This window comes from Pseudomonas sp. PF05, assembly GCF_056521845.1.
This window is the reverse complement of the sequence record NZ_JBWLPW010000001.1, coordinates 953,237-967,394: the sequence shown is the minus strand read 5'-3', so window position 1 is coordinate 967,394 and position 14,158 is coordinate 953,237. Positions and strand designations below refer to the sequence as shown.

The following is a 14,158-nucleotide window of genomic DNA, read 5'->3' as shown; positions in this document are numbered from 1 at the left end:
CCATCACAAAAATAAAATGAGGTGCTCCCGTGGAAATCTCCAAATCCCGCTGGTATGGCCAGTTGTATGTGCAAGTACTCATCGGCATCGTGATCGGTGCAGCAATCGGTTACTTCGTGCCTGATATCGGCGCCAAGCTCCAGCCCTTTGCCGATGGCTTCATCAAACTGATCAAAATGCTGTTGGCGCCGATTATTTTCGGTACGGTCGTTGTCGGTATCGCCAAGATGGGCAGCATCAAGGAAGTCGGACGGATTGGCGTAAAAGCGCTGATCTATTTCGAGATTCTTTCAACCATCGCCCTGGTCGTCGGCCTTATTGTGGTCAACATCGTCAAGCCTGGCGTCGGTATGAACATCAACGCCAGCACACTTGATGGAAGTGCCATCAGCAAATACAGCCAAGCTGCCAGTGAACAAGGCGGCACCATTGATTTCTTTCTCAATATCATCCCGCAAACCTTCATCGGCGCATTCTCCAACGGCGTCATGCTCCAGGTCATCCTGCTTTCGGTATTGATGGGCGTTGCCCTGGTTCAAATGGGCGAAACCAGCAAGCCACTGATCAACACCCTTGATCTGTTCCTGCAAGGCCTGTTCAAGATCGTTGCGATGGTCATGCGCCTGGCGCCGATTGGTGCCGGTGCCGGCATGGCGTTCACGATCGGCAAATACGGGATCGGTACCTTGCTGTCGCTCGGCCAGTTGCTGGTCGCGCTCTACATCACGACCTTGATTTTCATCGTGGTCGTGCTCGGTACGGTCGCTCGATGGACGGGCATGCCGCTGATGCAGTTTCTTCGTTATTTCAAAGATGAAATTCTCATCACCCTTGGCACTTGCTCAACCGAAGCCGTGCTACCGCGAATGATGGTGAAGCTTGAAAAGCTTGGCTGCAAAAAATCCGTCGTGGGCATGGTGTTGCCAACTGGCTACACCTTCAATGCGGACGGCACCTGCATCTATCTCACCATGGCCGCCATCTTTATCGCCCAGGCGACCAATACGCCACTGACTTTTGTGGATCAGATGATTCTGCTGGGCGTATTCCTGCTGACCTCAAAAGGCTCGGCCGGCGTGGCGGGTGCGGGGTTCGTAACGCTGGCTGCTACGCTCACAACCATCCACTCCATTCCTCTGGTCGGCCTCGTTTTGCTCTTGGGGATTGACCGGTTCCTGAACGAAGCGCGGGCGGTAACCAACTTGATCGGTAACGGCATCGGCACCCTCGCCATTGCCAAGTGGGACAACTCGTTCGATGTCGAGGCCTGCGAGCGTGAAATCGCCGCCATGAAACACGAAAAGGCAGCAAGAAAGGCATTGCTGGCGCAAAAGTAATCCGCAAGGCGCTCCGGTCATGCCGCTTCGAACATGGCATGACCGGTCGTGGTTTCCAGGTAATGCTTGCGGGATACAAGCCACCTCAGCCATCGACGCGTTTTGACTGACAGCACTCGGCTGCGGACTCAATCGATCGACGCAACAGATTGGCCCAATAGTACGGCGTTAGTATTGTTGTAAATGCTGGGGTTCTAAGCTTCGTCAATCGTTCGCGCTCGCCACCGGTGTCCGTGAGTGTTTAACGCGGCAAACAATCAAACCGAGGCTTTTAAGTCCACGCCCAATGCCTGAGCAAATGCCTTGACCAGGGGGCTGCGCACACTGTTATGACGCAGTATCAGGCTGAACGGCGTGACGATGTTGAAAAGGTCCGGACGCACCGCGCGAAACTCGCCCCGCGCTACCATCGGCGCGGCGTAATGCTGGGGCAGGAAGCCCAGGAAACGCCCCGTCTTGATCAGCAATGCAACGGCCTCCACCTGGGTTGCCGAGGCGGAAAAGCTGTCGTAGTGGGCAAATTTCAGTTTGTCGCGATGAATCGCGTAGCGATGGTTGATGCACTCGTAATCCTTGAGCACATTTTCCCCCATGTCCGCGTCCGCCATGGAGAACAGTGGATGGTCGAGCGCGCAGTAAACCTCCGAGTGCTCTTCGTATAGCGCGTAGTAATCAAACTCTTCGCGCTTTTGATAAATCGGCACAATTCCCGCCACCAATCGCCCCTCGACGACGCCTCTTTCAACCTCATCAAGTTGCGTGGCCTGAAGTTGAAACCTGACCTTGGGAGACTGTTCATTTATACGTTTAAGTGCGGCAACTAACGGTGAATTATCATCGGAGATTGTATTATCAATGACCCCCACGCCAAGATCACCGACAAGTTCGTTTTGCGCGGAACTAAGGCGGTCACGAAAGTTATCGACCGAGGCAAATAAATCTATTGACGCCTGATACACCAGACGCCCTTCTTCTGTCAGGTGAAAGCCTTCCCGCCCCCGCGTGCAAAGGCGCATGCCGATACGAATCTCCAGGTCGGAAATCTGTTTGCTGATGGCTGCCAGCCCCACATTCAGCTCATTTTGCGCAGCACTGAAGCCGCCTGCCTCGACCACGGCCTTGAACACCTTGAGCAGTTTGAAGTCCAGCCCACTGAGGGCTAACGGTGCCCGTTGCAGAGGTTTCGGCGGCGGGTTTCCGGAATTGGAAAGTGGGGTTTCCATAATGCTTATTTACCTCTGGTGCCCTATCCAACAATCTGTGCCCAACAACAAAAAATATAGCTGGCCTAATAATAATGAACACAGAAAACCAGGCTTGGCAACCGCCAATAAATCCCAGACATCAGTGCCGAACCACTGATCTCGAAACATCAAAAGCTGACACTTCGATCAGCTCTCGCTCCGTTGCAACTGCCCCCTTGAAAACTGCTCTGGCCTGATTTCGCTCGCTTATTTTTCAGCGACGTTACGGCCCGGACTACCCCTTTCAGTTCGCGTTACCGACGAGGAAAACAACAATGTCTCAAACCACCGACCGACTCTGGGGTGCTCGCTTCAAAAGCGGCCCTTGCGAAGCCCTGGCGGCCCTCTCCCGTTGCCCTGAGCGTTACTTCCGGCTCACCCCGTACGACCTCGCCGGCTCCAAGGCTCATGCTCGGGAATTGCAGCGCGCCGGGCTGTTGAGCGAGCAGGAAACCCTGACCATGCTCGACGCCCTGGAGCGTATCGGTGCGGACTACCACGCTGGCAGCATCGCCCCGACCCTGGATGACGAAGACGTCCACACCTTCATCGAGCGGCTGCTGACCGAACGCCTCGGCGCCCTGGGTGGCAAGCTGCGTGCCGGTCGTTCGCGCAACGACCAGACCGCCAACGACCTGCGGCTGTTCCTGCGTGACCACGTACGAACCCTGGCCGTTGAAGTGCTGGGCTTGCAGCACGCGCTGGTGGACCAGGCCGAGCAACACATCGAGAGCATCTGCCCCGGCTTCACCCACCTGCAACAGGCCCAACCGATCGTGTTTGCTCATCACCTGCTGGCCCACGCCCAGTCGATGCTGCGCGACGTGCAACGCCTGGTGGACTGGGACGTGCGTACGTCGCTGTCGCCACTGGGTGCGGCGGCCATGGCTGGCTCAGCTATCGCGCGCCTGCCTCAGCAATCGGCAAAAGAAATGGGCTACAGCGGTGTTTGCGAAAACTCCATCGACGCCGTGGCCAGCCGCGATCACGTCGCCGAGTTCCTGTTCATCGCCAGCATGCTCGGCATCAACATCTCGCGCCTGGCCGAAGAGTTTTGCCTGTGGTCGTCGCGACAGTTCCGCTGGGTCGCGCTGGATGACGCCTACGCCACCGGCAGTTCGATCATGCCGCAGAAAAAGAACCCGGACATCGCCGAACTGGCACGGGGCAAGGCGGGGCGCCTGATCGGCAACCTGACCGGCCTGCTGTCCACCCTCAAATCCTTGCCACTGTCCTACAACCGCGATTTGAGCGAAGACAAGCACGGCGTGCTCGACAGCGTCGACACCCTGCTGCTGGTGCTGCCGGCCATGGCCGGGATGGTTGCGACCATGAAGGTCAACGTCGAAGAACTGCGTCGCCAGGCACCGCTGGGCTTCACCCTCGCCACCGAAGTCGCCGACTGGCTGGCAGTGCGCGGCGTGCCGTTCAAGGAAGCTCACGAGATCACCGGTGCGTTGGTCCAGGCTTGTGAGAAACACGACATCGAATTGTGGGAAGCCTCCCCCGCACTGCTGGCGGAAATCGATCCGCGCCTCACACCGCAAGTACGCGAAAGCCTGACCCTCGAAGCCGCCATCGCTGCCCGTAGCGGCTGGGGCGGGACCGCGCCACAACAGGTGCGCGAACAGATCGGCCGGCTGAAAACCGCCCTCGCCGCCCAGCAGCAGTGGACCGAGGACTATCAGGGCTTGCGCCTCTGATGCAACACACAAAACCTGTGGGAGCGAGCTTGCTCGCGATTACGGTTTCACCTTCAACATCAACGTGGACTGACCCACCGCTATCGCGAGCAAGCTCGCTCCCACAGCGATAGCGCCGAAACCGAGTACGGAGAACCACCATGAGCCAGACACAGGCAGAACGACTCCAGGCGGAGCGCAAGCTGGCGGAAAACCAGTTCGACATCACCCAGTACGATCATGTGCCCCGGCGCTACTACGGGCGGATCTTCTTCGCCACGGTGATCGTCATCGCACTCATCGGCCTGGTGCGCGCCTTCGCCGAAGGCAAGATCGAATGGTCGTACATCGGCCAGTTCCTGACCTCCCAGGCGATCATGTGGGGCTTGCTCAACACCATCGTCATGGCAGTGCTGGCCATGGCGCTGGGTATCGTGTTCGGCGTGATCACCGCGATCATGCGCATGTCGGCCAATCCGATCCTGCGCTATGTGGCGCTGACCTACACCTGGCTGTTTCGCGGCACGCCGCTGATCCTGCAACTGCTGTTGTGGTTCAACCTGGCGCTGATCTTCCCCACCCTCGGCATCCCCGGCCTGTTCGAAATCGACACCGTGAGCCTGATGACCCCCTTCGTGGCGGCCCTGCTTGGCTTGAGCATCAACCAGGGTGCCTACACCGCCGAAGTGGTGCGTGCCGGCCTGCTCTCGGTGGACACCGGGCAGTATGAAGCCGCCAAGTCGATCGGCATGCCGCGCCTGCAGGCACTGCGTCGAATCATCCTGCCCCAGGCCATGCGCATCATCATTCCACCGGTGGGCAACGAGTTCATCGGCATGGTGAAAATGACCTCGCTGGCGAGTGTCATCCAGTACTCGGAACTGCTCTACAACGCCCAGAACATCTACTACGCCAACGCCCGCGTGATGGAGCTGCTGATCGTCGCCGGTATCTGGTACCTGGCCACCGTCACCGTCCTGTCCTTTGGTCAAAGCCGCCTGGAGCGTCGTTTCGCCCGCGGCGCCGGCAAGCGTTCCTGAGGAGCCCCCCATGAGAAGCATCGTCAAGGCCGTGAGCCTGAACAAATACTACGACCAATTCCACGCGCTCAAGGACATCAACATCGAAGTCGAGCAAGGCGAAGTGCTGTGCATCATCGGCCCGTCCGGCTCAGGCAAGAGCACCCTGCTGCGCTGCGTCAACCAGCTGGAAAAAATCGATAAAGGCGGCCTGTGGGTCGACGGTGAACTGGTGGGCTACCGGATCGCCGGCAACAGGCTGCATGAACTCAACGAAACGCAGATCGCCCGCCAACGCCTGTCCACCGGCATGGTGTTCCAGCGTTTCAACCTGTTCCCGCACATGACCGTGCTGCAGAACATCATCGAAGGACCGTGCCAGGTGCTCAAGCGTTCGCCCAAGGAGGCGAACGAAGAAGCCCTGGAGCTGCTCGCCCGCGTCGGCCTGACCGACAAGCGCAACAGCTACCCGATCGAGCTTTCGGGTGGCCAGCAGCAGCGCGTCGCCATTGCGCGTGCATTGGCCATGCGCCCCAAGCTGATGCTGTTCGATGAACCCACTTCGGCACTCGACCCGGAACTGGTCGGTGAGGTGCTGTCGGTGATGCGCGATCTGGCGCAGACCGGCATGACCATGATCGTCGTCACCCATGAACTGGGCTTCGCTCGCGAGGTTTCCAACCGCATGGTGTTCATGGACGGCGGCCAGATCGTGGAGGCTGGAAGCCCCGAAGAAATACTAATAAGTCCGCAAAACCCTCGCACCCAAAGCTTCATTTCTGCCGTTCGAACCTAAGCGCCCGTTGGCGCTCACAACACTCATAAGAGAACGACCATGAAGAACTTCGTTATTCCAGCAGTACTCGCAGGCCTTATGGCATCCGGCTTCACCTTCGCCGCACAATTGCCGGCCAGCATCAAGGCCAAGGGCGAGATCGTCGTCGCGATCATGCCAAACTACCCGCCGATGGATTTCAAGGACCCGGCCACCAACACCCTCACCGGCCTGGACTATGACCTGGGCAATGCCCTGGCCGAACGTCTGGGCGTGAAGATCAAATGGCAGGAAACCGGTTTCGAACAAATGATCAATGCCCTGACCACCGACCGCGTGGACATGGTGCTGTCGGGCATGACCGATACCGCCGAACGTCAGGCCAGCGTGACCTTCATCGACTACTTCACCAGTGGTCCGCAGTTCTACACCCTGCAGAAAAACAAGGACACCAACGACATCGTCGACCTGTGTGGCAAGAAAGTCGGCACCAGCCGCCGCACCACCTTCCCGTCGGAAATCGCCGCCTGGAGCAAGGCCAACTGTGAAGCCGCCGGCAAACCTGCGATCAACGTGATCGGCACCGAAGGCTCGGCCGATGCCCGTGCGCAACTGCGCCAGAGCCGCATCGATGCGGCCATGCAGGGCAGCGAAACCCTGCCCTACCTCAAGACCCAGGAAAAGGACATGTACAAGACCGTGGGCCTGCCGATCTCCAAGCAGTTCAGCGGGATGGGGGTGAGCAAGAACAAACCCGAGCTCAGCGAAGCGGTGAAGGTGGCGCTGCAGAGCATGATCGATGACGGCAGCTACCAGGCGATCCTGAAGAAGTGGGACTTGGAACTGGGGGCGATCAAGACCGCGACCATCAACGCCGGGAAGTAACCGCGCAGCCTCCCCTAATCCAATGTGGGAGCGAGCTTGCTCGCGAAGGCGGTGGATCAGCCGGCGCAGATGTTGAATGTACCGGCTTCATCGCGAGCAAGCTCGCTCCCACAGGGATGTGGTTGTGTATCTGAAAGATTATTGGAGCACTACAGATGTCCTCCTCGCCTCAACCCACCTGGCCTGACAACTACAAAGCCTGCCTGGCCCTGGCCTTCGACCTCGATGGTCCGACCGGTGACGCCATGCTCAACGGCTCGATCTGGCGCAAGCCCGAGTACTTCGGGTTCGGTGGCTATGGCCCTTACCGGGCGCTACCCCGCCTGCTCGATTTGCTCGACGAGTTCCGTATCCCGACGACATTCTTCGTCCCGGCCTGGGTCGTGGAGAACTGGCCGAGACAGTGCCAGGCAATTGTCGAACGCGGACATGAGGTGGCTTATCACGGCTACAAACACGAATCGTTCTACGCCCTGACGCTGGATCAGCAAAAAGAGGTGATGAACACCTCCCGCGAGGTGTTCTGGAAACACCTGGGTATCCACGCCGAAGGCTTTCGTACGCCGTCCGGCGACTGGCGTGCCGAAACCCCGGCAATGCTGGTGCAAGCTGGCGTGACCTACTCCAGCAGCATGCGCGGTGATGATCGACCGTACCTGGTGAACGTGCCGGGGTTCGATACGCCGCTGGTGGAAATCCCTGGCCGCTGGGAAATGGACGACTACGCCTCCCTCGCCTACACCCGTGCGCCGAACTTCCCGTCCGGGCTGGACCGCACGGCCAGCTACGCGCTGACCCTGGATAACTGGTGCCGCGAATACGGCGGCGCGATGGACGAAGGCTTATGCCTGACCACCCTGTTCCACCCCAAGATTACCGGTAAGCCGGGACGCATCCTGCTGCTGGAAAAACTCTTCGAACACATGCGCCAGCGCGACGACGTGTGGTTCGCCACCTGCCGCGACGTCGCCCAGTGGTGGCTGAAGGAGCATCACCATGGCTGATTCCACTCCCTGGCCCAAAGGCTATCGCTGCGCCGTGGTACTGACCGTCGATTACAACGACATCCACGGCATCCTCACCCAAGCCCCGGAAGTCGCCGGGCGTGACAAGACCTTGTCGGTATGGCGCTACGGCAGCCAACGCGGCGTGGAGCGGTTGCTCCGCCTGTTCAAGGAACTGGGGGTCTCCAGCAGTTGGTTTGTCCCCGGTATCGTTGCCGAGGAAAACCCCGGACACATTCAGGCGATCCAGGCCGACGGCCATGAAATCGCCTGCGCCGGTTATCGTCATCAGGACTACGACACCCTGGGCCTGGCCGCGCAAAGCGATGACATCGCCAAGGGCTGTGAGGCCCTGGCCGGGCTGACCGGCCAGCGCCCGGTCGGCTTTCGAATCCCGGCGGGCAATGGTGCGCCGGGGTTCATCGAGGCCTTGAAAGCCCAGGGCATTCACTGGTCCTCGTCATGGCGCGGCGATGACTTGCCATTCGCTCACCCGACTGCCCCCAGCGTCATTGAACTCCCCCTGCATTATGAGCTGGAAGACGAGCCGTACTTCGCCTTCAACTTGAGCCCGGCGGTGCCGCCGGGGCAATCGCGGATCGCGTCCTACAGCCACACCTTGGGCAACCTGCAAATGGACTTCGCCGGGTTCCATCGTTTTGGCCTTTGCTACGTGCTTCGCCTGCACCCGGAAATCATCGCCACGCCGGGACGGATAGGCCTGTTGCGCGAGTTGATCGAGGGCATTCAACAGCACGATGACGTGTGGATCGCCACGGGCGCCGAGGTCGCGCAGTGGTGGGCAGACACCGCAGCGCCAGTCGCTGAGGATCATCCGGCGTCAGTTTACGAGCGACATTATCGGGATTACGTCTTATGAGCGAACGTCTGCAACGTCTGGCGCAATTGTGTGTTGACCTGCGCTTTGAAGATTTACCGCCTGCCTTGGTGGCGCAAGCCAAGCGGCACATCCTCGATACATTCGGCGCAACGCTGGCCGGCGCCGATAGCGATGTCGCGCAACAGGCGCGCAAGGTGTTTGCCGGTGAAACCGGTGAGGTGTCGGTTTGGGGCACTGACTTGCAGGTGGGCGCGGCTCAGGCAGCGATGCTCAACGGTATTGCCGCCCATGCCCTGGAGCTGGACGACACCGGTGGCTGCGATCATTCCGGTGCCGTTGTGCTGCCGGCGGTGATGGCGGCCGTTTCACTGCTCCCACGGCCGGTGAGTGGTCGTGAGCTCATCAGCGCCGTCGTGATCGGCTACGAAGTGGGCCGGCGGGTACTCGAAGCATGCGGTGGCTATTCAGCCCACAACGGCGCCGGTTGGCATTCCACCGCGACCTGTGGGGTGTTCGGCGCAGCAGCAGCCAGTGCGCGGATCCTGGGCCTGGATGCGCGGCAAACCCTTGCGGCGCTGGGCATCGCCGGCAGCTTCAGTGGTGGCCTGTGGGCCTTCATCCACGACGGCTCGCAAAGCAAGAAACTGCACAGCGGACGCGCCGCAGAAGGTGGACTTCTGGCAGCGCGGTTTGCCCAACAGGGCATCAGCGGGCCGACGCAGTTGTTCGATGAGGTTTGGGGTGGTTTTCTGAAAACCCTCGCCCCAACGACCTCAATGCCCGAAGCGCTGGATGCTGACCTCGGTGCGGTCTGGAAGCTCGCCCGGTGCTCAATCAAGCCTTATGCCTCCTGCCGCGGCACCCATTCAGCCATCGACGCCCTCGGCTTGCTGCTGGATCAACTGAATGTACGGCTCGACCAGGTCGAAGACGTGCAGGTGCGGTTGAGCGGGTTTCTTCACACCATGTGTGGCGGCCGGGACGTCAGTACCCTTGCAGCCGCGCAAATGAGCCTGCCGTATGCCTTGGCCGCGCGGCTGGTGCAGGGGCATTGCCGATTGCAGGCCTATGACGACCTGCAACGCAACGATCCGCACATGAGCCAATGGTTGTCGCGTATTCACCTCGAAGTCGATCCGCGTCTGTCCGAAGATGGCGAGCCCGTGGTAACACTGCGGACCGTGGACGGTCGGCAGGCAAGCGTGTGCGTAGACGTGCCATTGGGCGCGCCAGGCAATCCGCTGACTGATGTGGCTCTGCAGGAGAAGTTTTTCAGCTTGGCGATGCGGGTGATGCCGCAGGAACAAGCTGAAGGATTACTGGGGCAACTGTGGCGCATCGAAGAACTGCAATCGGTACGCACGCTGGATCGGTGGCTTGTTCGCAGTAGCAGCGACGTGGTATTGCGGCGAACGCCAAACATCTGAATAAGGATATTTGCACCACCGTGGCCACTTACTCGCTCGTTATCCGACGCTTGATGATCGTTTCACTGACCATCGTGGTCAGTCGTGCCATCACCAGCCCTTTGCTTACGCTGTTCTTGAGCAACAAGTTGGGTCTCAACCAACAGGACGTCGGCCTGCTGCTTGGCATTGCGGTGTTCATCGCCACCCTGTTGGCGCTGTATGGCGGCTATGTCATCGATCGCCTGGAAAAGCGCCGGCTGCTCATCGTGGCGATGCTTTCCAGCGCCATCGGTTTCGTGCTGCTGACCTTTGCCCAGAACCTCTACCTGACCACCCTGACCGTGGTGATCACCGAGACCGCGTCCGCGCTGTTCCTGATCGGCTCCAAAGCGATCCTCAGCGAAAACCTGCCCATCGGCCAACGCGCCAAGGCGTTTTCCCTGCGCTACACCCTGACCAACATCGGCTATGCCACCGGTCCCATGCTCGGCGTGGTGATTGCCGGTGTCTATCCGATCGCGCCGTTCCTGATCGCCGGTGGTATCGCGTTTTTCAGCATCTTCCTGATGACCGGCATCCCCAAAGATCCGGCATCGACACCGGCCATTGGCCCACCACCCAGTTTTCTCAAGACGCTCAAGACCCTCAAGAATGACCGTACCCTGATCATGTTCACCTGCGGCTGTCTGCTCAGCACCGTGGTACACGGACGCTTCACCCTCTATTTGTCGCAATACCTGCTGGTGACCCACGACTCCAAACGCGCGCTGGACATCATGGCCGCCCTGCTCGCCTGCAACGCCATCACCGTGATCCTGCTGCAGTACCAAATCGGCCGGTTCCTCGATCGCGAGAAGCTGCGCTACTGGATTGCCGCGGGCACCAGCCTGTTCATGCTTGGCCTGATCGGCTTCAGCCTGGCAGACAACATGGTGAGCTGGTGCGTGGCGATGTTCATTTTCACCCTCGGTGAAATGATCATTTACCCGGCCGAGTTCCTTTTCGTCGATACCCTGGCCCCGGAAGAACTGCGCGGCAGCTACTACGGTGCCCAAAACCTGGCAGCGCTCGGCGGCGCCCTGAGCCCGGTAATCTGCGGGTACTTGTTGATGCATACTCCGGCACCGACGATGTTCTATGTGTTAGGCGCACTGACCGCGATGGGAGGCCTGCTGTGCTTCATGAGTGGTCGCAGAATGGCTATTGTGAAAAAGTAACGTGCGGTCCCCGACCGCCATTACCTGACGCCCATGTCGGAGCAAGGTCTGCCCCACCGAAGCCTCACAGAGTGCCTCTTTTTCAGCGACGCTTCGCTTTCGCCAGATCCGCAATCAGAAAATCCCTGAAGGCACAAACCGCTGCCGGTAAATTGCGACCTGCCATGCTTTGCAGTTCGATGCGCCGTGCCTGCATGCCTTCGTCAAGGATCGGCACGCATTGCAGGACCCCGTCCGCCACCTGCTTTTGCAAGGTCATTTCGCTGGCCAGGCTGATAACGCCTTCTTCGCGGACGAAGCTATAGAGCGCGGCAACGTAGTTAGTGGTCAACACCGGGTCGAACAACAGCCCCTGTACACCGCAACAGATGTCGAACAGTTGCCGTATCGTGGTGTCGGCCTTGGGCAACGCAATGGGCCAGGGCTGCAGCTCAGCGAGGCTGACCGCTTCACGCCCGGCCAAGGGATGGGAATTGGCGACCACGGCAAAAATCGCCCCGCTCAGGACATGTTCGACCTTGATTTCCTTTTGCGGCGTCAGGCTGAAGGTCATCGCCAGGTCGGCTTCGCCGGAACGCACCTTCTCGGTCGCTTCGGCAGGCGCACAGACCTCCAAGGTGAAATGAATGCCCTGATACTCACGCCTGAACGCGCTGATGCTCCTGGGCATGTATTCCAGTGCAAACCCTTCCGAGCAGGCAACATGCACATGGCCGCGCTGCAAGCCATGCAGTTCGGTAATCTCCAGCACCACCTGCTCAGCCTCAAGCTGGGACTTGCGCGCATAGGCCGCCAGTCGGGCCCCCGCCTCGCTGAGCACCATGCCTCGGGCACGACGCTCAAACAGGCTGGCATCCAGGGCCAACTCAAGCTTGGAAATCTGGCGGCTTACCGCTGACGCTGCAACATTGAGCCGCACCGACGCTTCGCTGATCGATCCGCACCGCGCGACTTCCAGAAAATAGCGCAACGCCGTGGATTGCACGCCATACAGCTGCATCGGAGCCCCCGAGGATTGCCTTTTCGGCAAAGCAAGTATCGAAAGATTGTGCTTGTGGCATTGATAGCCTTTCCCTACATTCGTGTCCAGACCAAAAAAAACTACGCCTGAGCTTCTCCTCCTCGTTTACCGCATTTGCGATTCGCTGCCCTTTGATTCAACCACTCTCGCCAACGGAGACGACGGCATGGGCATCAAAGGTTTCGCCTGCAGTTTTGCGCTGATGGGCCTCATCAGCAGTTTTCCGGCTCATGCCGGTAAAGCCAACGACACCCTGGTTTACGCTTCCGACAGCGAGCCCGAAAACGTCAGCCCCTATCACAACGATTTACGCGAAGGGGTGATTCTCGGCCGGCTGATCTGGGACAACCTGATCTACCGCGATCCCAAAAGCGGCGAATACAAACCCATGCTGGCCACCCATTGGAAACAGGTCGACGACACCACCATCGACTTTGAGCTGCGCAAAGGCGTCAAATTTCACAACGGCGACGCCTTCACCGCCGACGACGTGGTGTTCACCCTCAACTACGTGGTGTCGCCCGAAGCGAAAGTCGTTACCGTGCAAAACGTCGACTGGATCAAAAGCGCGGAAAAAACCGGTGACTACGGCGTCCGTCTTCATCTGAAAAAAGCTTTTCCCGCGGCACTGGAATACCTGTCCAACGCCGTACCGATGTTTCCCAAAACGTATTTCGAGAAAGTCGGCCTGGCTGAATTCAGTCGTAAACCGATTGGCACCGGTCCCTATAAAGCTGTGTCAGTAGTGGCAGGCGAAGGCGTGACCATGGCGCTCAATAAGGACTACTTCAAGGACAGCCCACAAGGCCAACCGCATATCGGCCACCTCAAGTTCCGGGTGATCCCTGATGCGGAAACCCGTCTGGCCGAGCTGATGACCGGCGGTGTCGACTGGACCTGGCGCGTCGCACCGGACCAGGCAGTCAACCTCAAGAGCATGCCGAACCTGACCGTGGCCAGCGGCGAAACCATGCGCATCGGTTTCCTGATCCTCGATGCTCGTGGCACCTCGACTGAAAACTCACCGATGAAAAACCTTAAGGTGCGTCAGGCCATCAACCACGCCATCAACCGCGATGCACTGGCCTCACAACTGGTGGGCGGCGAAGCCAAACCCTTGCAAGTCGCATGCTATCCGGGGCAGTTCGGTTGCGACACCACGGCAGCCACGGTCTACAACTATGACCCGGCCAAGGCCAAGGCGCTGCTCGCTGAAGCCGGTTATCCGAATGGCTTTGAGACAGAAATCTTCGCCTACCGCGACCGTGATTACGTCGAAGCGATCATCGGCAACCTGCGTGCCGTGGGTATCAACGCCAAGCTGCGCTACTTGAAGTACGCCGCCCTGCGCGATCAACAACGGGGCGGCAAAGTGCCGATATCGTTCCAGGCCTGGGGTTCGTTCTCGATTCTCGACACATCGGCGTCGGCTGGGACCTGGTTCAAAGGCAACCCGGACGACAACATCAAGGATCCTCAAGTCCAGGGCTGGTTGCAGACCGCCGACAACGCCCTCGACCCGCAAGTGCGCAAGGACAACTACCGCAAGGCGTTGCAGCGCATCAGCGAGCAAGCCTATTGGGCGCCGCTGTTCAATTACTCGATGAACTACGCCTATACCGCCGACCTGGCGTTCACGCCCTACCCGGATGAGCTACCGCGTTTCGTTCAGTCCAGCTGGAAGTAATCGACAGGTGCCGTGACGCGCGGTTTTAACCACGCTA

The 14,158-nt window shown here is 59.4% G+C and carries 12 protein-coding genes; 10 read left to right on the top strand and 2 right to left on the bottom strand.

Annotated elements, in window-relative coordinates:
* The first annotated feature begins 29 nt into the window (after window positions 1-29).
* Window positions 30-1,337 (top strand): C4-dicarboxylate transporter DctA, encoded by a 1,308-nt coding sequence (gene dctA, locus AC09SL_RS04310; RefSeq protein ID WP_058546312.1) that lies wholly within the window; start codon window positions 30-32, stop codon window positions 1,335-1,337.
* A gap of 257 nt (window positions 1,338-1,594) precedes the next feature.
* Here the strand turns inward: dctA and AC09SL_RS04305 are convergent, their stop codons facing one another.
* A complete protein-coding gene (locus AC09SL_RS04305) occupies window positions 1,595-2,560 on the bottom strand; it encodes a LysR family transcriptional regulator (protein ID WP_058546313.1) in 966 nt (321 codons plus the stop codon).
* Window positions 2,561-2,856: 296 nt separating this feature from the next.
* Here AC09SL_RS04305 and argH point away from each other — a divergent pair, with 296 nt between their 5' ends.
* The 8 genes from argH (at window position 2,857) to AC09SL_RS04265 (ending at window position 11,413) form a co-directional block, all read left to right on the top strand.
* Window positions 2,857-4,284 carry an argininosuccinate lyase gene (gene argH, locus AC09SL_RS04300; RefSeq protein WP_058546314.1) on the top strand — a complete coding sequence of 476 codons (1,428 nt, stop codon included), beginning with the start codon at window positions 2,857-2,859 and terminating at the stop codon, window positions 4,282-4,284.
* A gap of 140 nt (window positions 4,285-4,424) precedes the next feature.
* Window positions 4,425-5,303 carry an amino acid ABC transporter permease gene (locus AC09SL_RS04295; protein WP_058546315.1) on the top strand — a complete coding sequence of 293 codons (879 nt, stop codon included), beginning with the start codon at window positions 4,425-4,427 and terminating at the stop codon, window positions 5,301-5,303.
* 10 nt (window positions 5,304-5,313) lie between these two features.
* Window positions 5,314-6,078: an amino acid ABC transporter ATP-binding protein gene (locus AC09SL_RS04290; protein ID WP_058546316.1), complete on the top strand. Its 765-nt coding sequence runs from the start codon at window positions 5,314-5,316 to the stop codon at window positions 6,076-6,078.
* 39 nt (window positions 6,079-6,117) lie between these two features.
* Complete coding sequence (locus AC09SL_RS04285; RefSeq protein ID WP_058546317.1) at window positions 6,118-6,942, top strand: ABC transporter substrate-binding protein; 825 nt, start codon at window positions 6,118-6,120, stop codon at window positions 6,940-6,942.
* Window positions 6,943-7,097: 155 nt separating this feature from the next.
* The gene (locus tag AC09SL_RS04280; RefSeq protein ID WP_058546318.1) at window positions 7,098-7,946 is read left to right on the top strand and encodes a polysaccharide deacetylase family protein; all 849 of its coding nucleotides are present in this window, start codon (window positions 7,098-7,100) and stop codon (window positions 7,944-7,946) included.
* Window positions 7,939-8,826 carry a polysaccharide deacetylase family protein gene (locus tag AC09SL_RS04275; protein ID WP_064106793.1) on the top strand — a complete coding sequence of 296 codons (888 nt, stop codon included), beginning with the start codon at window positions 7,939-7,941 and terminating at the stop codon, window positions 8,824-8,826. The genes AC09SL_RS04280 and AC09SL_RS04275 overlap by 8 nt, the downstream gene beginning before the upstream one ends.
* The gene (locus tag AC09SL_RS04270; RefSeq protein WP_058542134.1) at window positions 8,823-10,214 is read left to right on the top strand and encodes an MmgE/PrpD family protein; all 1,392 of its coding nucleotides are present in this window, start codon (window positions 8,823-8,825) and stop codon (window positions 10,212-10,214) included. Before AC09SL_RS04275 ends, AC09SL_RS04270 begins: the two co-directional genes overlap by 4 nt.
* 20 nt (window positions 10,215-10,234) lie before the next feature.
* Window positions 10,235-11,413 (top strand): MFS transporter, encoded by a 1,179-nt coding sequence (locus tag AC09SL_RS04265; protein WP_058542133.1) that lies wholly within the window; start codon window positions 10,235-10,237, stop codon window positions 11,411-11,413.
* Between the two features lie 82 nt (window positions 11,414-11,495).
* On the opposite strand, the gene AC09SL_RS04260 is transcribed toward AC09SL_RS04265, so the two are convergent.
* Complete coding sequence (locus tag AC09SL_RS04260) at window positions 11,496-12,413, bottom strand: LysR substrate-binding domain-containing protein (RefSeq protein ID WP_058542132.1); 918 nt, start codon at window positions 12,411-12,413, stop codon at window positions 11,496-11,498.
* Between the two features lie 187 nt (window positions 12,414-12,600).
* Between AC09SL_RS04260 and AC09SL_RS04255 the strand changes: the two genes are divergently transcribed.
* The gene (locus AC09SL_RS04255) at window positions 12,601-14,121 is read left to right on the top strand and encodes an ABC transporter substrate-binding protein (RefSeq protein ID WP_058542131.1); all 1,521 of its coding nucleotides are present in this window, start codon (window positions 12,601-12,603) and stop codon (window positions 14,119-14,121) included.
* Window positions 14,122-14,158: the final 37 nt, after the last annotated feature.

Excerpts from the sequence above, each read along its gene's own strand:
- AC09SL_RS04275 (WP_064106793.1), top strand. The coding sequence starts at position 7,939 with ATGGCTGATTCCACTCCCTGGCCCAAAGGCTATCGCTGCGCCGTGGTA.
- AC09SL_RS04285 (WP_058546317.1), top strand. The coding sequence starts at position 6,118 with ATGAAGAACTTCGTTATTCCAGCAGTACTCGCAGGCCTTATGGCATCC.
- AC09SL_RS04290 (WP_058546316.1), top strand. The coding sequence starts at position 5,314 with ATGAGAAGCATCGTCAAGGCCGTGAGCCTGAACAAATACTACGACCAA.
- AC09SL_RS04270 (WP_058542134.1), top strand. The coding sequence starts at position 8,823 with ATGAGCGAACGTCTGCAACGTCTGGCGCAATTGTGTGTTGACCTGCGC.
- AC09SL_RS04280 (WP_058546318.1), top strand. The coding sequence starts at position 7,098 with ATGTCCTCCTCGCCTCAACCCACCTGGCCTGACAACTACAAAGCCTGC.
- argH (WP_058546314.1), top strand. The coding sequence starts at position 2,857 with ATGTCTCAAACCACCGACCGACTCTGGGGTGCTCGCTTCAAAAGCGGC.
- AC09SL_RS04255 (WP_058542131.1), top strand. The coding sequence starts at position 12,601 with ATGGGCATCAAAGGTTTCGCCTGCAGTTTTGCGCTGATGGGCCTCATC.
- AC09SL_RS04295 (WP_058546315.1), top strand. The coding sequence starts at position 4,425 with ATGAGCCAGACACAGGCAGAACGACTCCAGGCGGAGCGCAAGCTGGCG.
- AC09SL_RS04260 (WP_058542132.1), bottom strand. The coding sequence starts at position 12,413 with ATGCAGCTGTATGGCGTGCAATCCACGGCGTTGCGCTATTTTCTGGAA.
- AC09SL_RS04305 (WP_058546313.1), bottom strand. The coding sequence starts at position 2,560 with ATGGAAACCCCACTTTCCAATTCCGGAAACCCGCCGCCGAAACCTCTG.